This window comes from Pseudalkalibacillus berkeleyi, from assembly GCF_021608225.1.
GTDB lineage: Bacteria > Bacillota > Bacilli > Bacillales > Fictibacillaceae > Pseudalkalibacillus > Pseudalkalibacillus berkeleyi.
Genome location: NZ_JAKIJS010000001.1, coordinates 995079 through 1019656, shown reverse-complemented (window position 1 = coordinate 1019656; position 24578 = coordinate 995079). Strand labels below are relative to the sequence as shown.

The window sequence follows — 24578 nt, the reverse complement described above, 5'->3', positions numbered from 1 at the left end:
GATTCTCTTACTTAGAACCACTATACCATTTAAGACTTCATTCGACAATTAATTGGAAGGTTCAGGTTTTTTCTTAGACTTCACGATTCGTTTTTCACTCATCAATTGTGTGACCGTTCCGATCGTATAGCCTTTCGCCTGTATTCCTATAATCATTTGTTCTAAAGCACTTGCGGAAGATTTTGTCGGATGCATAAGAATCATCGCACCAGGGTGAACTTTAGATAAAACTCTTTTAGACATTTGGTTCGGGTCTGGATTGCGCCAATCCACTGTGTCTACTGACCAAAGGATTGTTTTCATATTTAACGTATGAGCGATTTGAACAACGTCATCTCTAAAACTACCACTTGGTGGCGCGAACCATTGAGGAGCAACATGAACTGTACTCTCAATAATTTCATTTGTCTTTTGAATTTCTTCCTTAATTCTCGGATTCGTTAATCTCTTCATATCAGGGTGAGAATACGCATGATTACCAATTTCATGCCCTTCTTCATGGATAATTTTAGACAAATCTTGATTCTTCTTTACCCAAGAACCATCAAGAAAAAAAGTCGAATGTATTTTATGTTTCTTCATTGTTTCAAGTATTTCAGTTAGATATTCATTCCCCCATGCAACATTGACAAGAAATGTGACCATAGGCTTTTCGGGATTGCCTTTATAAATTGGAGAAGCCGGCAAGTCTTCTAATGAAACTTCTGGTTTTGTCTGTTTGTAAACGATTAAAGCTTCATTGAATTGTTTATTCTTCTTCATTCGATTAAGGGAGGCTTCTTGATCTACTGACAATCCATTGTAGCCTGGAATCGCTTTCCATACAGGATCCAAACGTGCATTAATAGGTGGAATTGTGTTCGTCTCGCTGAATTGTTTAATTTGTGCTCTTAGTTCATCATGATCTTTCATTGTAGCTGTTACGGTTGTAGCCTCATCCTTCAATTTACTAATATATTGATTCGTCCAGGGATTTTGTACACTTGCATACGTAATCAAAACGATGAGCATAAGCGCGAAGAAAGGTGCTTTTCTCTTCAACCCTGTCCACCCCTTTCTATTGTAAAACTATGTTTGCATCAGACAGGATAGAACATCGTTCATCGCAAAAAAGAAAAGCGCAAGCACCCTACTTAGTCACGAAGGTCACTGGAAATCCAACGAGGAGGCTCGAGCCAAACAAAGTTCGGCTCTGCGTGGGTTCTATCTTATTGATTTATTGATCTGAATCAATGTGTCGACCGCCGCAGGAGGACTGAAGTGATCCAAGTGACTGGGTGCTAAAGCTAGACATTACATCTATGTGACCAATAATTTATACTTTTTTATCTAAAAAAAAGAGGCGGAATCAATATCCGTCTCTTAGCTTTGTTCTTGTTCTTTTTTCTGTTCTTTAAGGACTGCTTTACGCGAGAGGTTTACTCGTCCTTGGTTATCTATTTCCGTTACTTTTACAAGTAATTCGTCCCCTAGCTTAACGACATCTTCGACTTTACCGATTCGCTCTTCTGCAAGCTCTGAAATATGAACGAGTCCGTCCTTACCACTGAACAGTTCGACGAATGCTCCAAACTTCTCAATTCGCTTAACTTTACCGAGGTACATTTCTCCAACTTCTACTTCACGAACGATATCTTCAATCGTCTCTTTAGCTTTTGTGTTCATGGCTTCATTCGTAGAGGCAATGAAAATCGTGCCATCCTGTTCAATGTCAATTTTCACACCAGTTTCTTCAATAATCTTATTGATAATCTTTCCACTCGGTCCAATAACATCTCGAATCTTATCTGGCTTAATTTTCATTGTCAGGATCTTCGGTGCATATTCTGAAAGCTGAGTACGAGATGCTGCTAACGTACTGAGCATGGAATCTAATATTTCACTACGTCCATTTCTTGCTTGGAACATAGCTTCCTTCAAAACTTCACGGCTGATTCCAGAGATCTTTATATCCATTTGAAGCGCAGTAACACCAGAAGGAGTTCCAGCTACTTTAAAGTCCATATCTCCAAGATGGTCTTCCATACCTTGAATATCAGTTAACACAGTAACGTCTTCACCGTCGCTGATTAGACCCATTGCAATACCTGCAACTGGTGCCTTAATAGGTATACCAGCGTCCATCATTGCAAGCGTACTCGCACAGATACTTGCTTGTGACGAAGAGCCGTTTGATTCGAGAACTTCACTTACTAGACGGATCGTATATGGAAACTCTTCTTCAGAAGGTATAACGACTTCTAAAGCACGTTCTCCTAAAGCGCCGTGTCCGATTTCACGTCGACCAGGTCCACGCATAAATCCTGTTTCTCCAACACTGAACGGAGGGAAATTATAGTGGTGCATAAAGCGTTTGGACTCTTCCGTATCCAATCCATCAAGGACTTGTACATCTCCAAGTGCTCCAAGTGTACAAATACTCAATGCTTGAGTTTGTCCACGTGTGAATAGACCTGAACCATGCGTACGCGGTAATAACCCTACATCAGATGAAAGAGGTCTAATTTCATCAACTTTACGACCATCTGGTCGAAGTTTATCTTTCAAAATAAGTCTTCTTACCTCTTTCTTCACAAGAGTATGTAAGATTTCTTTCGCTTCAGCTGCTTTCTCTTCATCATCCTCATAATGAGCAGCAACCTTCACTGCAACTTCATCCAGCGCAGCTTGTCTAGCATGTTTTTCTAAGACTTTAACCGCTTCTTTCACTTCATTAATGAACAAACCAGAAACCTCTTCTGTTAGCCCTTCATCAAGTGTATGAAGCTTTACTTCCATCTTTTCTTTTCCAATTTTCGCTGCGATTTCCTCTTGGAATGCAATCAATCGCTTAATTTCATCATGACCAAACATGATGGCTTCAAGCATGACTTCTTCAGGTACTTCTTTCGCCCCAGCTTCAACCATGTTAATCGCGTCTTTCGTTCCTGCTACGATCAGGTTGATATCACTAGATTCCTTTTGTTCCGGTGTTGGATTAATGATAAATTCTCCATCAATTCTTCCAACTGTTACACCCGCAATCGGTCCTTCAAAGGGAATATCAGAAATCGAAAGTGCTAAAGAAGATCCAAACATTGCAGCCATCTCAGATGAACAATCCTGATCTACACTCATTACCGTACTTACAACTTGTACTTCATTACGAAATCCATCAGCAAATAATGGTCGAATAGGTCGATCGATTAAACGAGAAGCTAATACAGCTTTTTCGCTTGGACGACCTTCACGCTTAATAAATCCACCAGGAATCTTTCCTACTGCATATAAACGTTCTTCGTAATTAACTGTCAATGGGAAAAAACTAAGGTTTTTCGGTTCCTTAGACGCTGTAGCCGTTGATAGTACTGCTGTATCACCGTAACGAACCATAACTGCCCCATTTGCCTGTTTAGCTAAATTTCCAATTTCAAGGGTCAGCTTACGACCTGCCCAATCAATGGAATAAACATGTTTGTTTTGCTCCATTTTAATGAGAACTCCTCTCAAACTTCATAAAATTATGTTTACACTGTTCTATTATAACCCAAATTCAGGTGTTCAAAAAGTCGAGAACACTAAGAATTACGACTGCTTAATTGATCTACCAATGGCTCAAATGTCAGTAGCCTATTTATGTATACAATCTCAGAGTCACCTACGATCCTCATTCCTATTTTAGGAACATGTGTGATCAGGTTTTAAAGCTAACAAAAAAGCGGGGATTAATCCCGCTTTTCTGGTAACTATCGACGTAAACCAAGTTTGTTGATTAGTGTACGATATCGAGTTACGTCTTTCTTACGTAAGTACGTTAACAAATTACGACGCTTACCAACCATTTTCAATAGACCACGACGTGAGTGGTGATCCTTCTTATGAGTTCGTAAATGATCGTTCAATTCGTTAATTTGCTCAGTAAGGATAGCAATCTGTACTTCTGGAGACCCTGTATCGTTATCATGAGTCTTATACTCTTCAATTAGTCCGTTTTTACGCTCTTGTGAAATAGCCATCCTATTCACCTCCTTTTCTTTAATCCCCTTCTCCCTAGCAAACGTCGGTGAGTCGTTGTGCCAAGAAGCGGTTGTGTACTTTTAGTACAATTAATAGAATACAGCTTTTCGATACGAAATGCAACTCATAGTTTCTATGAATGTTGTAGAATCTGTTTAGCTGTGGAAACATCTTCAGCTATTTGTGCTTTCAGTTCTTCTATGGAGGAGAATTTTTTCTCACCCCTAATACGATTACACCATTTCACAAAGACATACTCACCATAAATTTCAGCATCAAATTCAAACAGATGGACTTCAATACCAGGCTGATCTGGCTTGTCATCTTTAAATGTAGGTTTGTATCCAACGTTACATACACCATCGTACCATTCGCCGTTAACATTCATTTTAACTGCATACACGCCTACTTGTGGAATCATGTATGTATTTTCAAGATGAATGTTTGCAGTAGGAAAACCGATTGTATGTCCTCGATTATCTCCGTGAATAACACGTCCGCCTACTTGATAATGTCTGCCTAAGAATGTTGGAATATCCTGGACCTGTCCATTTTCAATAAGTGTCCTGATTAATGTAGAGCTAACTTTTTGACCTTCTATCGATACTTTGTTGATCACTGTATGTTTAAATTGGCCTCTGGAATGGAAAGGGAGTGTTTCCATTGTGCCTTCACCTTTTTTCCCAAATGAAAAATCAAACCCAGCTACAACGTGTTTAATATTAAAACCGATGATGAACTGATCAACAAATTGTTGAGGTGTTAATGAGGCAAATCCTTTATTAAAAGTTACAATGTACAGTCGATCTATTCCCAACGATTCAATGACTTGAACCTTGTCTTCCATAGGTGTGATATGTGCTTTCTCTACCCGCTCTCTTCCAAGAACAACAGATGGATGAGGATCAAATGTCATCACAGCAGATTCTAATCCCTGTTCGTCAGCAATGCTTTTTGCAGTACAAATAACCTTCTTATGTCCCATATGAATACCATCAAAGTAACCGATTGCCATAGCAGCCGGATGAACAGACTTATTGTTATATATTTGTGTGTGGTCAATCCTATATATTTTCAAATTTACCACCTAAGTTCTTTAATGAATTTTAATCACCTTTTCAGGTTTGACCCACCCTGGGCGATTCGGATGTCGAACGTAAATAGCTAGACACTCTCCACGTTCATTATAAACTGCAGACCTGGGATTGGAAAGTTCTTTCGTCTCTTCTATTACAGCACCATTTAGTATCTTTTGTTCTACTTCTGATGTGACTGTTACTGCTGGGAATATAGATAACGCCTGCTCAATCGGCAGAAATAATTCCTCAGCGGGTTTTTCATCATTGAGATGTTGCTCAATTTCTTCAAACGTGAAGGAATCTTCAAGTGAAAAAGGACCGGATTTTGTCCTCGTTAAGTTTGACATGTGTGCCGGCTTTCCAAGTGATTTTCCTATATCAACTGCTAAAGTTCGAATATAAGTACCTTTGCTACAAGTTACCCGAATAGAGAAATCTACATGATTCGTAGAATTGTACTCAGGATCAGATAAAAGTTCTATAGAATGAATCATAACTTTCCTTGATGGTCGTTCTATCGTTATTCCTTCACGAGCATATTCATATAGTCTCTTACCTTTTACTTTTACTGCTGAAAACATAGGTGGTGTTTGTTCAATTTCACCGACAAATGATTCTAGAACTTTCTGGACATCAGCGAGCGCAATGTTACCAGGGTTTTGCTGTTCAACCACTTCACCCGTCTGATCCTCAGTAGTAGTTGAGGTACCAATCGAAATGGTTGCTTCGTATGTCTTATTGTACGCACTCATATATTCGGCAACTTTAGTAGCACGATTCACACAAATAGGTAACACGCCAGTGACCGCTGGGTCAAGTGTGCCAGTATGTCCTACACGTTTCGTACGGAGTAATTTTCTCAGTTTCGCAACACAGTCATGAGAGGTCATGCCTCTAGGCTTATGTAATGGAAGGATTCCATCTTCTTTCATCTTACACACATCCTCAAACAAAACATTTAAGTAGTAAAAGGGAAAGGGTTGCCCCCTTTCCCTTTTCGATTATTCCCTATTGTCGTTTATTTCACCGAGTAGGGTTTCAATTCTGTTCCCGTATTCAATCGAGTGATCAAATTGGAACAAAATTTCAGGTGTTTTTCTCAGGCGAATTCGTTTGCCAATTTCTGAACGAATAAATCCTGTAGCTTTTGCTAATCCAGCTAGTGTGTTTGCTTTCTCATCATCGTCTCCAAAGACTGATATAAAAATGGTAGCTTGCTGTAAGTCACCTGTTACTTCAACAGCGGTTACCGTTACGAAACCTACTCTTGGATCTTTGATCTTTTGTCCAATGATTTCCCCTAGTTCCTTTTTCATTTGCTCTGCTACGCGATTTGCACGTACATTACTCATACAAAGCACCTCATTTCTTTATGAAGACCAAGAAAATACGTTGGTCCTTAGGTGTAATTTAATTTATCTCCGACTTATATTACAGTATTTCCATTTGGTAAGAAGTTACTTGAAATTCTTCATACTGATCAAAGGATTCTAATACTTTTTGTAACTCTTTTTCCACCATTTGCTTATCCTTTGATATTGTAACAATACCAATTTCAAATCGTTGCCACAAGTCATGGTGATCTGTTTCTGCAACTGCAACGTTAAATCGTTGTTTCAGTCTTTGAATCACCTTCTTGACAACCGACCTTTTTTCTTTTAAAGAGTGAGTGTCATAAATATGACACTCACACTTTAAACTCCCAATCATTTCGGCGCAACTTCTTCCATAACATATGATTCGATGATGTCGCCTTCTTTAATGTCGTTATACTTTTCAAGTGTAATACCACATTCGTAGTTAGTCGCAACCTCTTTCACGTCGTCCTTGAAGCGTTTAAGCGTATCTACTTGACCTTCAAAGATTACGATTCCGTCACGAATTAATCGAACGCCAGAGTCGCGTGTGATTTTCCCTTCAGTAACGTAACAACCAGCAATTGTTCCAACTTTAGATACTTTAAATGTAGTTCGAACCTCAACTTGACCAATGACTTTCTCTTGATAAACGGGATCAAGCATTCCTTTCATTGCTGATTCGATTTCATCAATTACGTTATAAATAATTCTGTGAAGACGAATGTCTACCTTTTCAGCTTCAGCTGTGCGTTTCGCATTACTATCTGGACGTACATTAAATCCGATGATAATTGCATTTGAAGCAGAAGCTAAGATGATATCAGATTCTGCAATTGCACCTACACCCGTATGAATGATTTTAACCTTAACACCGGCTACTTCAATTTTTTTCAATGAACCAGCAAGCGCTTCAAGAGATCCTTGCACGTCCGCTTTCAAGATGACATTGATTTCCTTAATGTCACCTTCCTTAATTTGATCGAATAGATCGTCCAAGTTAAGTTTTGAAGATTCTTTTCGCTGTTGTTCAATTTGACGCTTAGCACGTGCTTCACCAATAGAACGTGCTTTCTTTTCATCCTTATAAACTCTGAACTGATCTCCAGCTTTCGGAACATCATTCAAACCAGTAATTTCAACTGGTGTTGAAGGTCCAGCTACTTTCACTCGACGACCTAAATCATTCACCATTGCACGCACACGACCGTAAGTATTACCAACAACGATCGGGTCACTTACTTCAAGTGTTCCTCCTTGTACAAGGAGAGTTGCTACTGGTCCACGGCCTTTATCAAGTTCAGCTTCAATAACCGTACCATTTGCAAAACGATCTGGATTTGATTTATGTTCTTCCATCTCTGCAACAAGAAGGATCATTTCAAGCAGTTCATCAATTCCTTCTCCACTGATCGCAGAAAGTTTAACAAAGATTGTTTCCCCGCCCCAGTCTTCTGGAATAAGTTCGTGTTCAGTTAGTTCTTGCATGACACGATCTGGGTTTGCACCTTCTTTATCAATCTTGTTTACTGCAACAATTATCGGGACACCAGCAGCCTTTGCATGGTTGATTGCTTCAACAGTCTGAGGCATAACTCCGTCATCTGCTGCAACAACCAAAATTGTGATGTCAGTTACTTGAGCACCACGGGCACGCATCGTTGTGAAAGCCGCGTGACCTGGTGTATCTAAGAACGTAATCGGCTTGTTATTTTCTTTAATTTGATATGCACCAATATGTTGTGTAATCCCACCAGCTTCGCCAGCTGCTACTTTTGTCTTCCTGATTGAATCAAGTAAGGTTGTTTTACCATGGTCTACGTGACCCATGATCGTTACAACTGGAGGACGAATGGCAAGTTTAGACTCGTCTTCTTCAATCTCATTTTCTTCAAAGTTTGTTTCGTCAATTACTATTTCTTCTTCAACTTCCACATTGAAATCAGCTGCAACGAGTTCAATTGCCTCTTTATCCAACTCTTGATTAATCGTTGCCATAATTCCAAGACCCATTAACTTTTTAATGATCTCTGAACCTTCTATATGCAACTTCTTAGCCATTTCACCTACTGTCAGTGAACCTTCAAAAGTAATTTTCTCTGGCATCTTCGGTTTTGGCTGCTCACGACGTGGTGGTTGTTGCTGCGTAGCTTGGTTGTTCTTTCCTTTACCACGTTGAGGTCGATTGTTACCACGATTTCCTTGGTTGTTTCTTCGATTACCGAAATTCTTTCCTTGATTGTTGTTAGGGCCTTTACTTTGATTATTGTTAGGACCTTTGTTCTGATTGTTCGAATTCTGCTTATTAGATTGGTTAGTCGGCTTAGTTCCTTTTGGACGATCTTGTTGATTATTAGATGTACTTGATGGCTTTTGGTTGTTTTGTGCTTGCTTAGGTTGGAATGCAGCATCCAATTGGTTCACTGTGGAATCTTCGATTGTTGACATGTGATTGGATACCTCTACATTCATTGTTTTTAATTTTTGAATTACATCTTTGCTTTGTACGTTATGTTTTTTTGCATATTCGTATACGCGCATCTTACTCATTTGGTCACCCCCAAAATTATTGATCGAAATAGGTTTTTAATTTTTTGGCAAATCCATTATCGATCACAGCAACGGTCACCCGTTGTTCTTTCCCAATTGCATTTCCTAACTCTACTCTGTCAGGAACGATATAGTAAGGTATCTTATAATAAGTACTCTTATCGATTAGCTTCTTTCTAGTATTGGCGGATGCATCATCTGCAAGCAAAATCGCTTTAGCACGCTGGCTTCTAATTTCCTTCAGAACGAGTTCTTCTCCTGAAACACATTTTCCCGCGCGATTCGCTAATCCGATTAAGGAAAACCAAGGTGATTGCATTCACTCACTCTTTCCTTTAACTTGACTTTGCAAAGTTTCATATACAGTCTCTGAAATTTGTGTGCTCAATTGATTTTGTAAAGCTTTCTTCTTCTGAGCTAATTCAAAGCAAGAGATTTGGTCGCAAATATATGCTCCTCTACCAGATTTTTTACCAGTAAGGTCGATTGAAACTTCTCCATCTGGAGTACGGACGACACGAATCAGTTCTTTCTTCGGCTTGTTTTCCTGACAAGCTATACATTTTCGCATCGGTATTTTCCGCTTCTTCATTGTTTCTCTCTCCTTTTAATCTTCCAGTTCATCCTCAAAAGCATCAGCCTCATCGGATTGCCCATTTGGATCATACAATCCTTGTTCAGTCGCTTCTGATTCACTTTTAATGTCAATTTTCCAACCAGTCAATTTAGCAGCTAATCTAGCATTTTGACCGCGTTTACCTATAGCAAGAGACAACTGATAATCTGGGACAATAACACGTGTCATCTTTTCTTCTTCATTTACTTGAACTTCAAGTACTTTGGAAGGACTTAAAGAATTGGCAACATATTCTACAGGGTCGTTTGACCATCTGACAATGTCAATCTTCTCACCATGAAGTTCATTCACAATTGTTTGAACCCTTTGTCCTCGAGGTCCAACACATGAACCAACTGGATCTACTTCTGGATCTTCAGCATGAACGGATATTTTCGAACGATCTCCTGCTTCACGAGAAATAGATTTGATTTCAACTGTTCCATCGTAAATTTCAGGAACTTCTAATTCAAATAATCTTTTCAACAATCCAGGGTGAGTTCTAGACACCATTATTTGTGGACCTTTAGTCGTCTTCTCTACTTTAGTAATGAAAACTTTAATACGATCATTTGTTTTATAAGTTTCGGATTGTATTTGTTCTGTAGTAGGTAGTAAAGCTTCTACTCTTCCAAGGTCCACATAAATAAACCGGTGATCTTGTCTTTGGACGACACCAGTTATAATATCTTCTTCACGGTCAATGAATTCAGAGTAAATAATCCCTCGCTCTGCTTCACGGACTCTTTGCGTAACGACTTGTTTAGCCGTTTGAGCTGCTATACGCCCAAAATCCCTAGGTGTAACTTCTAATTCAACGACATCTCCCGCTTCATATTGTGGGCTAAGTTCTTTAGCCTGATCTACAGAAATCTCTAGGCGGCTGTCTTCTATATCGTCGACAACATTTTTCCTTGCAAATACTTTAACGTTTCCAGTATCCTGATTAAAATCCACACGGACGTTTTGAGCCTGATGAAAATTCCGTTTATATGCGGAAATAAGTGCGGCTTCAATCGCTTCTACGATGACTTCCTTACTAATTCCTTTTTCTTTCTCAAGGACTGTTAACGCATCCATTAAATCGCTCATTCGTCTCTCCCCCTTAGTTAAAATGATACCGCTATGCGAGCACTTGCTACCTTTTCATACGGTATTTCAATTAATTTTGCTCTAGTTTTAACCTTAGTCTCAATTGTCAATTCAGAACCATTAAAGGACTTAAGTGTACCTTCAAATTCCTTTTGACCTTCAATTTGTTCATACGTTTTGACAAATACATTTTTCTCGATTGCTTTATGAAAGTCTGCTTCTTTCTTTAAAGGTCGTTCCACTCCTGGTGAAGACACTTCAAGGAAGTATGCTTGTGAAATAGGATCGATTCGATCTAACTCTTCACTAAGTTGTTCACTAACTTTCCCGCATTCTTCAATATCGACACCTTCGTCACTGTCGATATATACCCTGAGAAACCAGTTCTTACCTTCCTTAACAAATTCAACATCTACTAGTTCAAGGTCCATGGAGTCTAGGATAGGTGTAACAAGTTCTTCAGTGATTTCTGTCACCTTTTGGCTCATGAATGGTCCTCCTTCATCTCATTGCTATGTAGTACGACTCAATCGTTTGAAATGCATAATGATAACGACATCGTTGACGGCCGCTAGTAAAAAGTAATCAAACATAAACGAAAGAGTGGGTTGGCACCCACTCCTTCCGCGACGACCTATTCACTAGTATTTCCAATTTCAATATACCATAAACATGATTACCATTGCAACTGACCCTCGTTCTAGAACAGAGAGAGTTGGTTTGCATCTGGCAGACCTTCTAAGCATCCTTGGTCATCCAGGTATTGTAGAACCGTCTTTGAGATTTTACTTCTTTGCTGAAGATCTTCTTTAGATAGGAACTCACCATTTTCTCGAGCTTTGACTATGTTAATAGCCGCATTTGTTCCTAATCCCGGGATTGCATTAAATGGCGGGATCAATTGATCACCATCAACAATGAATTCAGAAGCAGAGGAGCGGTATAAATCTACTTTATTAAATCCGAATCCTCGCTCACACATTTCAAGGGCTAATTCTAACACCGTCATTAAACTTTTCTCTTTAGGTGAAGCGTCTAGTCCTTTTTGATTGATTTCATCAATGCGGTTTTTAATGGATGTTGATCCTCTGACCATACTTTCAAGATCGAAATCATCAGCCCTTACGGTAAAGTATGCTGCGTAAAACAAAATCGGGTGATGTACTTTGAAATAGGCGATGCGTACTGCCATTAATACATAGGCTGCAGCATGGGCTTTAGGGAACATATATTTAATCTTCTTACACGATTCTATATACCAATCCGGAACGTTGTGCTTCTTCATTTCGTCGATCCACTCGTCTTGTAAACCTTTACCTTTACGAACGAACTCCATGATTTTAAACGCAAGAGAGGGTTCAAGACCTTTGTAGATTAAATACACCATAATATCATCACGACAACCAATTACATCTTTCAGGACGCATGTACCATTTGCAATTAATTCATTCGCGTTGTTTAGCCAAACGTCCGTACCATGTGATAGACCTGATATTTGCACTAACTCAGAAAATGTACTCGGCTTCGTATCCTCAAGCATCTGTCTCACGAATCGGGTACCAAATTCCGGTATTCCATATGTCCCTGTTTTGCAAAGGATTTGCTCTTCAGAAACACCTAAGGACTCGGTCCCACTAAACAACTTCATCACTTCTGTATCGTCCGTTGGGATCGTTTTGGGATCGATGCCACTCAAATCTTGTAGCATTCTAATTACAGTAGGGTCATCGTGTCCTAGAATATCCAACTTTAATAGATTGTCATGTATTGAATGGAAATCAAAGTGAGTCGTTTTCCACTCTGATTTCTTATCATCTGCTGGGAACTGGATCGGACAAAAGTCAAAGATGTCCATGTAATCTGGTACAACGATAATTCCACCTGGATGTTGTCCTGTCGTTCGTTTAACTCCCGTACAACCGCTGACAAGTCGGTCGATTTCTGCAGAACGATAATGCAGGTCGTAATCCGAAGCATATCCTTTTACGAACCCATAGGCCGTTTTTTCTGCTACCGTCCCGATAGTCCCCGCTCTATATACGTAATCTTCTCCAAACAGTTCTTTCGTATAGTTATGCGCACGTGGTTGATATTCCCCTGAGAAGTTCAAATCTATATCGGGTACTTTATCACCCTTAAAACCTAGGAAAGTCTCAAACGGGATATCATGTCCATCTTTCGTATATTCTACCCCACACTTCTCGCATTCTTTATCAGGCAGATCAAACCCAGAACCTACTGACCCATCATCAAAAAAGATCGATTCTTTACATGTTGGACAAACATAGTGTGGTGGCAATGGATTTACTTCTGTAATTTCTGTCATTGTGGCTACGAAAGAAGATCCTACTGATCCACGTGAACCTACTAAGTAACCGTCATTAAGAGATTTCTTTACAAGTTTATGAGAGATGAGATAAATGACCGCAAATCCATGCCCGATAATACTCTTCAATTCTTTTTCAAGTCGATCTTCAACTAACTGTGGAAGATCATCACCATATATACTGCGCGCCATATCATAACTCATATTCCTAACTTCATCATCAGCACCTTCAATTTTAGGTGTATATAAATCATCAGGAATAGGCTTTACTACCTCAATTTGATTTGCTATTTGTTGAGGAGATTTTACTACGATTTGCTTCGCAACGTCTTCTCCCAGGAAGTCGAACTCGGCTAGCATTTCATTTGTCGTTCTGAAATGTACATTGGGATGCTTTTGACGGTTTAAGGGATTCGCATTACCTTGGCTACCTATAAGAATTTTCCGATAGATCTTATCCGTTTCATTCAAATAATGAACATTACCAGTTGCAACTACTGGTTTATCTAACTTTTCTCCTAGCTTCACAATGTTCGTTACGATCTCTTTCAATGCGAGCTCATTTTGTACGAGTTCTCTTTCAATTAAATGTGCATAGTTTCCAAGAGGTTGTACTTCTAGATAGTCGTAAAACTTGGCGATTTCTTCTACTTCTTCAGGAGATTTTTGCATCATACCTTCAAAAACTTCTCCTTTGTCACAACCAGAACCAATCAATATACCATCTCGATGCTTTTTCAATTTAGACCGTGGTATTCGCGGCGTTCGATAGAAGTAATTCAAATGTGACTCTGTAACAAGTTTATAAATGTTTTTTAACCCTGCTTGATTTTGTGCCAATAAGATACAGTGTGAAGGTCTCGTTCGTTCAAATCCAGTTTCACCCATATGATCATTAAATTCGTTATGGTTGGTGATCCCTTTTTCTAAACTATCTTTAAGCATTTTTAATAACAAATATCCTGTTGCCTCGGCATCATAAATCGCTCTATGATGCTGAGTTAAATCAATATCAAATTTCTTACACAAAGTGTTAAGTCGGTGATTTTTGAATTCTGGATATAAAAAACGACCCAATTCAAGTGTGTCAATTACTGGATTAACGGCCTCACCAATTCCAGCCTTTCGAAATCCAACGTTTAGAAAGCCCATGTCAAAACTGGCATTATGTGCAACTAGGATGCCATCACCAATAAAAGAGTTAAAGTCTTTTAAGACGTCTTCAATTTCAGGAGCATTCTCCACCATATCATCTGTGATCCCAGTCAAATCAATTGTGGTAGCAGATAATGGATGATGCGGGTTTGCAAAGGCTTCGAACCGGTCAATGATCTCCCCGCCTTTTATTTTGACCGCAGCGAGTTCGATTATTTTGTTATAGACAGCAGATAATCCTGTAGTCTCTACGTCAAAAACGATATATGTTTCATCCTCTAAAAGCCGGTCTTGATCGTTATAAGCAATTGGAACACCATCATCGACCAAATTAGCTTCAATGCCGTAAAGTATTTTAATCCCATGTTTCTTACCTGCAGAATAGGCTTCAGGATAGGACTGAACAACTCCATGGTCGGTAATTGCAACTGCAGGATGTCCCCACTTTGCAGCTTGTTCTACGAGTGAACCTGTTGAAGAAACTGCATCCATTTGACTCATAGGTGTGTGGAGGTGCAGCTCTACTCTCTTCTCATCTTCAGGAGCATCATCTGTTCGTAATTGTGGTTGCAGCTCTTCTACATCATTTGCGATCATGACAAGGTCACGTACAAACGTATCATTTTGTATGCCACCACGAACTTTAACCCACATGCCTTTCTTTAAAGCCTGTAACTTAGGAACATCTTCTTTATCACGTGAAAACATCTTGATAAGGATTGAATCTGTATAGTCTGTAATTTTGAAGGTAAGGAGTGTTCTTCCACTTCTCAGCTCCCTCGTTTCTGCATCAAACACATAACCCTGTAGCGTAATTTTTCTTTCTTCATCAATGATTGACTGTATTTGGACGGGCTCATCCTTAATGCCGTATCCAATTTTGAGCTTCTCATCACGAACCCCGTTTTCGAGCTTTTTCTCTGCTTTTTCCTTTTCCATTAAAGCAGCCATTACTTTTGTTTTATCTTCTTGTTCCCTTTGTTCTAGAAACCTTTGATAATCCTCTTCATTTTGTTCGACCTTTGCTTCAAACAGGAAAGGAGGAAAGCCATACTTCTCAAAGGCGATGCCTAAAGATGGTGCAATTTTCCGAGTGAAGAGCATGGCCTGCGCATCATTGGATACCTTTACAGTCACCTTGTTTCCGTTAATTTCAGGTTTCTTCGCACTTAATATATCAAGAACAGGCAGAGATTGAGCCTGCATTTCCTCTATACATAATCCCCAGTAATCATTAAAGAGATCACCAGAGACGTCTTTTTGTTCACAGTGTATGATACACTGCGCATCCGCAATCGCATGAAAAGCTTTTTTTAGCATTGTGATAAAGAGCTGATATTCATTATAAGGTAGGGGTTTCTTTAAGTTAATATGGAATAACCAACGTTTTTGTTCTTTTTTGATCGATAGCTTCTGAAGATAGCCCTCATCAAAGAGGGACTTTTTCTCTTCTGGGAAGCCAACTTGATCAAGCAATAAAGAAAGCCGTTGTTTCCGTACTTCAATATCATCCATTTTGTGCAGTACTCCTTTCAAACTGTTCAAGTGACCGAGTGGGCTTCTAATCAAACTCAAGGGACTGACTCATTAGTTCTCGTGGTCAGTCCCAGTAAAGTGTTTATCGTTCATTCGAATAATATTGTTCGATATAAGCTTCTATTTCAGAAATAGCCATTTCCTGTTTCTCACTCGTTCTACGGTCTTTTACTTCAACTATGCCTTCATCAGCACGTTTACCAATGATTATTTGAACAGGGACACCGATCAAATCTGCGTCTGTAAACTTTACGCCCGCTCTTTCTTTGCGGTCATCATATAAAACATCGAAACGTTTCTCTTTCAACTTTTTATATAGTCGTTCACCTAGTTCAGACTGCGCATCATTCTTCGGATTGACACAAATGACATGAGCATCAAATGGCGAAAGTGAAGTTGGCCAAACAATTCCGTTATCGTCATGCATCTGCTCGACAACAGCAGCCATCGTTCGAGAAACCCCAATTCCGTAAGAACCCATAATTATTGGTGTTGACTTTCCGTTCTGATCAAGAATGTTCGCACCTAATGACTCACTATATTTCGTTCCGAGTTTAAAGACATGACCAACCTCGATACCTTTTGCGAATGTAATCGTGCCTTTGCCATCTGGAGATGGATCTCCTTCTTGGATGAACCGTAGATCTTCGTACAGATCGACTTCAAAATCCCTTTCAGGATTAACATATTGATAATGTGTATCTCGTTCGTTTGCACCACAAACACCATTTACAATTGATGCTACTGCGTGATCTGCAATGATCTGAACATCAGATGATATACCGATCGGACCGAGATAACCTGTTTCACAACCGAGGTAATGTTTTGTTTGCTCTTCAGAAGCAAGCTCAACAACTTCTGCATCCAAAACGTTTTTCACCTTAATGTCATTAATTTCATGATCACCACGAGCTAATACGAGTACTGGCTTTTCGTCTACCATCCATAGGATAGCCTTTATACAATCTGATGTTGAAACGTTTAGGTAATCTGAAACATCTTGTATCGTTTTCTGATCAACCGTCTCAACTTTTTTGAGATCACGAGATGCTTCTTCTTTCTTATTATACCGGATGTTGACAGGAGCCATTTCAATATTAGCCGCAAAATCTGATTCGTTAGAATACGCTATTGTATCTTCTCCGATATCAGCAAGGACCATAAACTCATGCGTATCCTTTCCACCCATTGCTCCAGAATCCGCAATGACCGCTCTGAAATTCAAGTTGCAGCGTTCAAAGATTTTTTTGTAAGCGTTGAAAATTTTATCATAATTTTCATCTAATCCTTCATAATCCATATCAAAGGTGTATGCGTCCTTCATGATGAATTCTCTACCTCTCAACAAACCGAATCTAGGTCTCTTTTCATCTCTGAATTTCGCTTGGATTTGATACATAACCATCGGAAGTCGTTTATATGATTTTACTTCATCTCGAACAAGGCTTGTTATTAGTTCTTCATGGGTTGCTCCAAGAGCAAATGTCCGGTCATGACGATCATTCAGTCTCATCAACTCTGGGCCATAGGTTTGCCATCTACCTGACTCTTCCCATAATTCAGATGGTTGAAGAGCAGGCATTAGCACTTCTTGTGAACCAATCTCGTCCATCTCTTCACGGATAATAGACTCAACTTTCTTTAATACTTTACGTCCTAATGGTAGAAACGAATAAACACCTGATACACTTTGACGAATAAAACCTGCTCTTACTAGTAATTGATGACTTTTTGCTTCAGCATCAGCTGGAACTTCTCTTAATGTAGGAATATATAAATTACTTTGTCTCATTATGGCACCTTCTTCATATAGAAATCTAATTGTTAAGCACGTACTCTAAATATGTATCTTTTCTAAATCCAAACACTGCTCTCTTTAATTTAAAAGGTAGAACGAGGAAAAATCAACCGTTTTGTGCAGAAAAGAATGTTTACCAAAATCTATCATCAAAAAGGGCTGTCCAGAAAGTCCAGTGAAAACTGAACTTCTGGCAGCCCTTTATTAAATAAAGATATTGATTTCTTCGAAATTCACTCCCTTTCCACGGGCGAACCGCAAGCCTCCTCGCTCACAGCAGATACCAGAAGTTAATGTTTGCTGCGGGGTCTCGCCTGGCTCGCTATTCCCGCAGGAGTGTCGTGAATTTCGTTGAAATCAACAACAATTTTTGATGGGGTAACGTTTTCCATTTCTCTTGGTATTAACTAATCTGGCAGCCCTTTTGAGGATCGAGTCAATTAATGAAGAACTTGTGAATATCATTCCATGTTACAACAATCATTAACAGCATTAACAATGCAAATCCAATAAAGTGAACCAATCCTTCTTTTTGCGGGTCAAGAGGCTTTCCTCGAATCCCTTCGATTGCTAAGAAAGTTAATCGTCCACCATCCAACGCTGGTAAAGGCAATAAATTGAAGATCCCTAAGTTAATACTTAAGAATGCAGCCCATTGTAACAGTACGAATACACCCTCATCCGCAACTTGCCCCGTATAATTATAAATACCTACTGGACCAGATAAGTTATCGAATGCAATCTGACCTGTAACAAGCTGTCCTAGCGCTTGAATGATGGCCATCGTGAGATCGCCAGTCTTTTCAACTCCATAACCAAGAGAACCTAGGACAGAGACTTCAGTCGGCATATACACACCAATAAATCCTTCTGCTTTTCCATCCTGACCTTCTCTTTCTTCAGGTTTTACCGTTACGTTCTGTGTACTTCCTTCTCGTTGTATTGTAAATTGCAGCTCTTCATTAGGATTTTTTTGAATGACTGTAACAAGTTCTCTCCAAGTGTTGACCGCTTCACCGTCAACTGAGAGTACTTGGTCTCCTTCTTCCAAGCCAGCTTGTTGTGCTGCTCCTTTTGGATCAAGCTTACCTAACTCAGCTTGATCGACCGGAATACCCTGTGTTAGAGCATAAACAGTCAACAATACAAATGCGAGTAAGAAATTCATAAATGGTCCTGCAAAGATCGCTAAGAATCTGTCCCAAAGAGATTTAGAACCAAACTGTCGGTTGTATGGTGCAATCTGCATTGGCATTCCATCTTGAACATATTCAGCTTCTGGATGAATTGAAAAGGATTCAGTCAACTCATCATTAACATGTCCCTTAATAACTAAATCACGTTCTAAGTCCGCTTTCTCAACCGTAACAACTTTAGCATCAGGATATCTAGAGAGTTGATTTGCGATAATGCGCGTGACTTTACCCTCTTCATTAAAGAGCAATCCAACTTGCGCACCTGGCTTTAATTCAATACCTTCTGGATCTTCACCTGCCATGCGAACAAATCCACCTAATGGTAAAAGACGAATCGTATACAGCGTCTCACCTTTCTTAGATGAGAAAATTTTCGGACCGAAGCCAATTGCAAATTCGCGACAGAGGATACCTGCGCGTTTAGCAAGTAGTAAATGTCCAAGTTCATGGAAAAATACTAACGCTCCGAAGATGATAATAATTGAAATAATTGTGTTCATTTACGTGACCACCTTTACACATTAAGTGTTTGTACAAAATGACGTGTTGTTCGATCTACTTCATAAATCTCATCAAGTGAAGGCTTTCTAATCACTTCATGACGATTCATAGCGCTCTCTATACACTTTTCAATTTCAAGGAATGAAATCATTCCCTTTAAGAATGCATCTACAGCTGCCTCATTGGCAGCATTTAATACAGTCGGCATTGTACCACCGGTTCTCCCTGCTTCAAAAGCATACGCAAGGCACGGGAACCTTTTTGTATCCATTTTTTCAAAGTGCAAAGTACCAATATCTACTAAGTTTAACCTTTTCCCACCTTGAACATCAAGACGTTCAGGATGAGTCAAAGCATATTGAATAGGTACCTTCATATCAGGTGTGCCTAAATGAGCGATTATACTCCCATCCAAAAATTCTACCATTGAATGTATCACACTTTCTCGATGGAGAACGACCTCAATATCATCATAAGGAGTGTCAAAGAACCAATGAGCCTCAATGACCTCAAGCCCTTTATTCATCATTGTTGCTGAGTCTATCGTAATTTTAGATCCCATAGACCAATTAGGATGATTTAATGCCTCTTTTACCGTTACCCCCTGTAAGTCTTGTCTACTTTTATCACGGAAACTGCCCCCTGAAGCAGTTAAGATCATTTTCGACATTTCTTCTTTCTTCTCACCGTTGAGACATTGGTAAATTGCAGAATGTTCGCTGTCTACAGGTAGGATATCCACTTGATTACGTCGTGCACGGTCCATAACGATGTGACCCGCGGTAACTAACGTTTCTTTATTTGCGAGTGCAATTGTTTTCCCTTCATCAATTGCGGCTAATGTAGGAATCAGTCCGATGCTACCCATCACTGCATTGACGAGAATAGTGGAGTCAGGGTCTGAGGCGACCTCTAGTAACCCTTCTTCCCCATAGTATACGAGACATGGGTGTTGGATAGTCCTTTTTAATTCTTCTGCAGTTTCCTTTGTAGCAACAGATACAAATTTTGGTTGAAACTCTTCTATTAATTCTTTCCCAATTCGGATGTTTGAACCGAAAGAAAAAGAAGTGATTCTAAATTCCTCTGGATGTGAACGGACCACTTCAAATGTTTGTGTTCCAATCGAACCAGTCGCACCGAGCACACTAATATACTTCATATTCTCCTCCCAACGACGCTATGCCAACAATTGAACGAGATGCAAGATCGGTAGTACAAACAAAATACTATCAAAACGATCCAAAATCCCACCATGACCAGGTAAAATCGTGCCAGAATCTTTTACTTCATAATGTCTTTTGAAGGCAGATTCCACTAAATCACCAATTTGACCGAATATACCAATAACAATTGCTGCTACAACAGCAATAATGAAAGTTGAGTATATCGGAAAGAAGCTTTGAAATATAACGGCTAGTAAGATTCCTGACACCAAACCACCGATAGAGCCTTCTATAGTTTTATTTGGGCTGATCACTGGCCACAATTTACGCTTGCCAAACGATTTTCCAAAGAAATACGCTCCTGAGTCCGTTGCCCATACGATAAATAAAACGAAAAACAAACTACTCACGCCGTTTTCAAGTGCTCTCGTTTCATTAAAATAGAGAAATCCAATTCCTACGTATAGACTTGATAATATTACAAAACTCGTATCCTCAAACGTAAATTGATTCTTTGTAATGACAGTCCATGTGAGCAATGCAAATAGCCCTATAATAATTGTGTTAATCTTAATTGTACTTAGATCAAATGAAAGATCAAAAAAATCCTTCGGAATTACAAGAACAATCACCATAGCTAGTGAAATTAATCCCGGAACTTGCTTGATATGGATGTCCTTCATTCTAAGTAACTCTTTCAATCCGATTGCAGCTAACAATGCCATAATACTATAGAACCATACCCCACCAATGAAAACAATCGGTAAGAATATTAGTGCTGCAAGGACTCCAGTAATAATACGAACTTTCATATGAGCCTCCTAGGGTTACACCCCACCAAACCTTCTGCCTCTATTTTGATAATCGTATATCGCTTGATCAAGATCAGTTTCCTTAAAATCTGGCCAGTAAATGTCTGTGAACCACAATTCCGTGTAAGCAAGCTGCCATAGCATAAAATTGCTTAAGCGAAGTTCACCACTCGTACGAATCAATAATTCAGGGTCACCTATTTCATTTGACATCATATAAGAGCCTAGCTTTTGTTCATCTACTTCCTCTGAAGTAAACTTACCTTGTTCAATGTCTGAGGACAGTCGTTTGACCGCTTGTGTAATTTCATATCTACTTCCATAATTTAATGCAAAATTTAATATTAAACCATTGTTCATCTTCGTTCTCTCTACCGCTTCGTGAACAGCTTTCAGTGTGTAGGAAGGAATCCCTTCTTTCTCACCCATAATGCGCACCTGAACGTTTTCTTCAATTAATTCTGGTAAATAAGTTAATAAAAATTGCTCAGGTAACTTCATAATAAATTCAACTTCAGGTTTAGGTCGTTTCCAATTCTCTGTTGAAAATGCATACATCGTTAAAGCCTTAACCCCTATTTGGTTTGCTCGTTTGACAACCTTACGAACGACTTTCATACCTTCTCGATGTCCTGCAATCCGTGGTAATCCTCTCTTCTTTGCCCACCTACCGTTACCATCCATAATCACCGCTACATGATTAGGGACACGGCTCAAGTCTAATTGAACTTCTTCAGTTGAGTTTTTATTCAATTTTGTTAAATTCGTAAGCTTATTCAGCATATAGTCTCCCCCAGAGAGAATGAGTCAAACCTATAAATAGATTTGTCCAATTTATTACCTATATATATACAATGATATTTCGTATGTAAACGAACCTTGAAATGAGCCAATCAATGTGATCCATATGTAAATAATAACCTACATAGCTAACCCTTATGTGCGAAAAAAACCCTCTATGAAAAAGAGGGTCTTTTTCTTATCTTATTTTAACTTGAATCTCGTTATACTTCCATGATTTCTTTTTCTTTGTCTGCAGCGATTGAATCAATTTCTCCAACAAAGCGATCTGTTAGCTTTTGAACTTCGTCATTATAACGACGTAATTCATCTTCTGTCATTTCGCCATTCTTTTCGAGCTTCTTTAAATCATCATTTGCATCTCTGCGAATATTTCTCACAGCCACTTTTCCTTCTTCTGTATATTTCTTAACGAGTTTGACAAGCTCTTTACGACGCTCTTCTGTCAAAGCCGGAATAGAAATACGGATGACATCACCATCATTAGAAGGTGTTAAACCAAGCTCAGCTTTTTGAATAGCCTTTTCAATATCTCCAATGATCGATTTATCATAAGGTTGGATTAACAATAATCTTGCTTCGGGTACAGAGATGCCAGCCATTTGATTCAACGGAGTAGGTGCACCATAATAATCAACTGTTACTCGATCTAATAAAGATGGATTAGCTCTACCAGCCCTAAGCGTCCCTAGCTCTCTTTTGTAAGCACTAACTGCTTTCGTCATTTTTTCTTCTGCTTGTTGAATGATTGTTTTTGGCATGTTATTTCCCCCTCACTAATGTTCCGATATTTTCACCTTGAATGACGCGTTTAATATTTCCTTCTTCCATGATAGAGAACACAATTAGCGGAATGTCATTATCCATACATAAGGATGATGCAGTTGAATCCATAACAGCTAATCCTTCTTTTAATACTTCTAGATAAGATAGACTATTATATTTCTTGGCTGTTTCATCCGTTTTAGGGTCTGCTGTATAGACTCCGTCTACATTATTCTTCGCCATCAAGATGACTTCAGCTTCGATCTCTGCTGCACGTAATGCTGCAGTAGTGTCTGTTGAAAAGTAAGGATTTCCTGTTCCAGCTGCAAATATGACAACGCGCTTTTTCTCTAGATGTCTAATTGCTTTCCTACGAATGTATGGTTCAGCAACTTGACGCATTTCAATAGAAGTTTGGACACGTGACTGAACTTCAATATTTTCTAAACTATCTTGAAGAGCAAGTGAATTCATAACAGTAGCTAGCATACCCATATAGTCTGCAGTAGCTCTGTCCATCCCCATTTCACTTCCAGCTTTACCTCTCCAAATATTACCTCCACCGACGACAACTGCTACCTCAACATCCATTTCAACTAGTTCTTTCACTTGCTTTGCAATGGATTGAATGATCGCCGGGTCAATCCCGTATCCGATACTTCCTGATAGTGCTTCTCCGCTCAGTTTTAACACAACTCTATTATATTTAGGCGTAGTCATTTTTTCCCTCCGTCAGCGATTCCTCGATTAGGTGTGCCATAAAAAGCGACAGCGCCCCTCCATCTTTGGACGTTGAAGCTTAACATTACAAATGAAAATAATTTCCACTTCTTACTTTTTGAAAAGAGGGAACACATACTTGTGTCCCCTTTTTACAGTAGATGTACGAAAGAAATAATGAATTATTTCTTAACTTGTGACATTACTTCATCCGCAAAGTTTTCTTCGCGCTTTTCCATGCCTTCGCCGACTTCATAGCGGACAAATCCTTTAACTGTTCCGCCTTTGCTTTCAACATACTTACCTACTTTTTGATCTGGATCCTTTACGAATCCTTGATCTACTAAGCAAATTTCTTCAAAATATTTATTGATACGTCCAGTTACCATTTTTTCAACAATCTTCTCCGGTTTACCTTCGTTAAGAGCTTGTTGAGTCAATACTTCTTTCTCACGAGCTACTTCTTCTTCTGACACTTGATCACGGTTGATATATCTAGGGTTAACGGCAGCAACGTGCATAGAAACATCCTTAGCTAGTTCCTCATCTGTAGATCCGCCAATTACAGAAAGCACGCCAATTCGTCCACCCATATGAAGGTAAGCACCAAATGCATCTTGGTCTTCTTTTTCTAGGATTGAGAAACGACGAAGAGAAATCTTCTCTCCAATCTTAGCGATCGCATTGTTAATATATTCTTCTACAGGAATGCTTTGTCCTGTCATCGTTTGTTTAAGTGCATCTTCAGCTGAAGCTGGCTTTGTTTCAAGAAGATGTTTTGCAATTTCTGCAATCAAGTTCTTGAATGAATCATTCTTTGCAACAAAGTCTGTCTCAGAGTTAACTTCAACGATTACAGCTTCGTTTCCTTTTGTTTCTATGTGAGTAAGACCTTCAGCAGCAATACGGTCTGCTTTCTTTGCTGCTTTAGAAATTCCTTTTTCGCGTAGCCAATCAATTGCTTTGTCCATATCTCCATCATTTTCAGTAAGTGCTTTCTTACAATCCATCATACCTGCGCCAGTTTTTTCACGAAGTTCTTTTACCATTTGAGCTGTAACTGCCATTCGTAATTCCTCCTTTAGAATATGTAGCTTTGTTGATTTCACGAAAT

The 24578-nt window shown here is 39.2% G+C and carries 21 protein-coding genes; all 21 read right to left on the bottom strand.

Annotated elements, in window-relative coordinates:
* Positions 1-48: 48 nt before the first annotated feature.
* Positions 49-1041 (bottom strand): polysaccharide deacetylase family protein, encoded by a 993-nt coding sequence (locus L2716_RS05380; protein WP_236332508.1) that lies wholly within the window; start codon positions 1039-1041, stop codon positions 49-51.
* A gap of 321 nt (positions 1042-1362) precedes the next feature.
* Positions 1363-3468: a polyribonucleotide nucleotidyltransferase gene (gene pnp, locus L2716_RS05375; RefSeq protein WP_236332506.1), complete on the bottom strand. Its 2106-nt coding sequence runs from the start codon at positions 3466-3468 to the stop codon at positions 1363-1365.
* A 257-nt stretch (positions 3469-3725) separates the two neighbouring features.
* Positions 3726-3995, bottom strand: a complete 270-nt coding sequence (rpsO, locus tag L2716_RS05370) for a 30S ribosomal protein S15 (RefSeq protein ID WP_236332504.1) — start codon at positions 3993-3995, stop codon at positions 3726-3728.
* 134 nt (positions 3996-4129) lie between these two features.
* Positions 4130-5074 (bottom strand): bifunctional riboflavin kinase/FAD synthetase, encoded by a 945-nt coding sequence (gene ribF, locus L2716_RS05365; RefSeq protein WP_268963946.1) that lies wholly within the window; start codon positions 5072-5074, stop codon positions 4130-4132.
* Positions 5075-5092: 18 nt separating this feature from the next.
* Positions 5093-6007, bottom strand: a complete 915-nt coding sequence (gene truB, locus L2716_RS05360; protein WP_236332502.1) for a tRNA pseudouridine(55) synthase TruB — start codon at positions 6005-6007, stop codon at positions 5093-5095.
* 69 nt (positions 6008-6076) lie between these two features.
* Positions 6077-6427: a 30S ribosome-binding factor RbfA gene (gene rbfA, locus L2716_RS05355; protein WP_236332499.1), complete on the bottom strand. Its 351-nt coding sequence runs from the start codon at positions 6425-6427 to the stop codon at positions 6077-6079.
* A gap of 79 nt (positions 6428-6506) precedes the next feature.
* Positions 6507-6785 carry a DUF503 domain-containing protein gene (locus tag L2716_RS05350; protein WP_236332497.1) on the bottom strand — a complete coding sequence of 93 codons (279 nt, stop codon included), beginning with the start codon at positions 6783-6785 and terminating at the stop codon, positions 6507-6509.
* On the bottom strand, positions 6782-8980 hold the full coding sequence (gene infB, locus L2716_RS05345; protein WP_236332494.1) for a translation initiation factor IF-2: 2199 nt from the start codon (positions 8978-8980) through the stop codon (positions 6782-6784). Before infB ends, L2716_RS05350 begins: the two co-directional genes overlap by 4 nt.
* A gap of 16 nt (positions 8981-8996) precedes the next feature.
* Positions 8997-9299 carry a YlxQ family RNA-binding protein gene (locus tag L2716_RS05340; protein ID WP_236332492.1) on the bottom strand — a complete coding sequence of 101 codons (303 nt, stop codon included), beginning with the start codon at positions 9297-9299 and terminating at the stop codon, positions 8997-8999.
* A complete protein-coding gene (rnpM, locus tag L2716_RS05335; protein ID WP_236332490.1) occupies positions 9300-9572 on the bottom strand; it encodes an RNase P modulator RnpM in 273 nt (90 codons plus the stop codon).
* A 15-nt stretch (positions 9573-9587) separates the two neighbouring features.
* Positions 9588-10688 (bottom strand): transcription termination factor NusA, encoded by a 1101-nt coding sequence (gene nusA, locus L2716_RS05330; RefSeq protein WP_236332488.1) that lies wholly within the window; start codon positions 10686-10688, stop codon positions 9588-9590.
* Positions 10689-10705: 17 nt separating this feature from the next.
* Positions 10706-11176, bottom strand: coding sequence for a ribosome maturation factor RimP (gene rimP, locus L2716_RS05325; RefSeq protein ID WP_236332486.1), 471 nt, complete (start codon positions 11174-11176; stop codon positions 10706-10708).
* 212 nt (positions 11177-11388) lie between these two features.
* Entirely contained in the window at positions 11389-15684 is a 4296-nt protein-coding gene (locus L2716_RS05320; protein ID WP_236332484.1) for a PolC-type DNA polymerase III, read from the bottom strand.
* Positions 15685-15787: 103 nt separating this feature from the next.
* Positions 15788-17497 (bottom strand): proline--tRNA ligase, encoded by a 1710-nt coding sequence (locus L2716_RS05315; RefSeq protein WP_236332481.1) that lies wholly within the window; start codon positions 17495-17497, stop codon positions 15788-15790.
* A 442-nt stretch (positions 17498-17939) separates the two neighbouring features.
* Positions 17940-19199, bottom strand: coding sequence for an RIP metalloprotease RseP (gene rseP, locus L2716_RS05310; RefSeq protein ID WP_236332479.1), 1260 nt, complete (start codon positions 19197-19199; stop codon positions 17940-17942).
* Positions 19200-19213: 14 nt separating this feature from the next.
* Complete coding sequence (locus L2716_RS05305) at positions 19214-20362, bottom strand: 1-deoxy-D-xylulose-5-phosphate reductoisomerase (RefSeq protein WP_236332478.1); 1149 nt, start codon at positions 20360-20362, stop codon at positions 19214-19216.
* Positions 20363-20380: 18 nt separating this feature from the next.
* Positions 20381-21178: a phosphatidate cytidylyltransferase gene (locus tag L2716_RS05300; protein WP_236332476.1), complete on the bottom strand. Its 798-nt coding sequence runs from the start codon at positions 21176-21178 to the stop codon at positions 20381-20383.
* A 15-nt stretch (positions 21179-21193) separates the two neighbouring features.
* Entirely contained in the window at positions 21194-21961 is a 768-nt protein-coding gene (gene uppS / locus L2716_RS05295) for an undecaprenyl pyrophosphate synthase (protein ID WP_236332474.1), read from the bottom strand.
* 221 nt (positions 21962-22182) lie between these two features.
* Positions 22183-22740: a ribosome recycling factor gene (frr, locus tag L2716_RS05290; protein ID WP_236332472.1), complete on the bottom strand. Its 558-nt coding sequence runs from the start codon at positions 22738-22740 to the stop codon at positions 22183-22185.
* A gap of 1 nt (position 22741) precedes the next feature.
* Complete coding sequence (pyrH, locus tag L2716_RS05285; protein ID WP_236332470.1) at positions 22742-23464, bottom strand: UMP kinase; 723 nt, start codon at positions 23462-23464, stop codon at positions 22742-22744.
* A 182-nt stretch (positions 23465-23646) separates the two neighbouring features.
* Positions 23647-24531 (bottom strand): translation elongation factor Ts, encoded by an 885-nt coding sequence (gene tsf / locus L2716_RS05280; protein WP_236332469.1) that lies wholly within the window; start codon positions 24529-24531, stop codon positions 23647-23649.
* Positions 24532-24578: the final 47 nt, after the last annotated feature.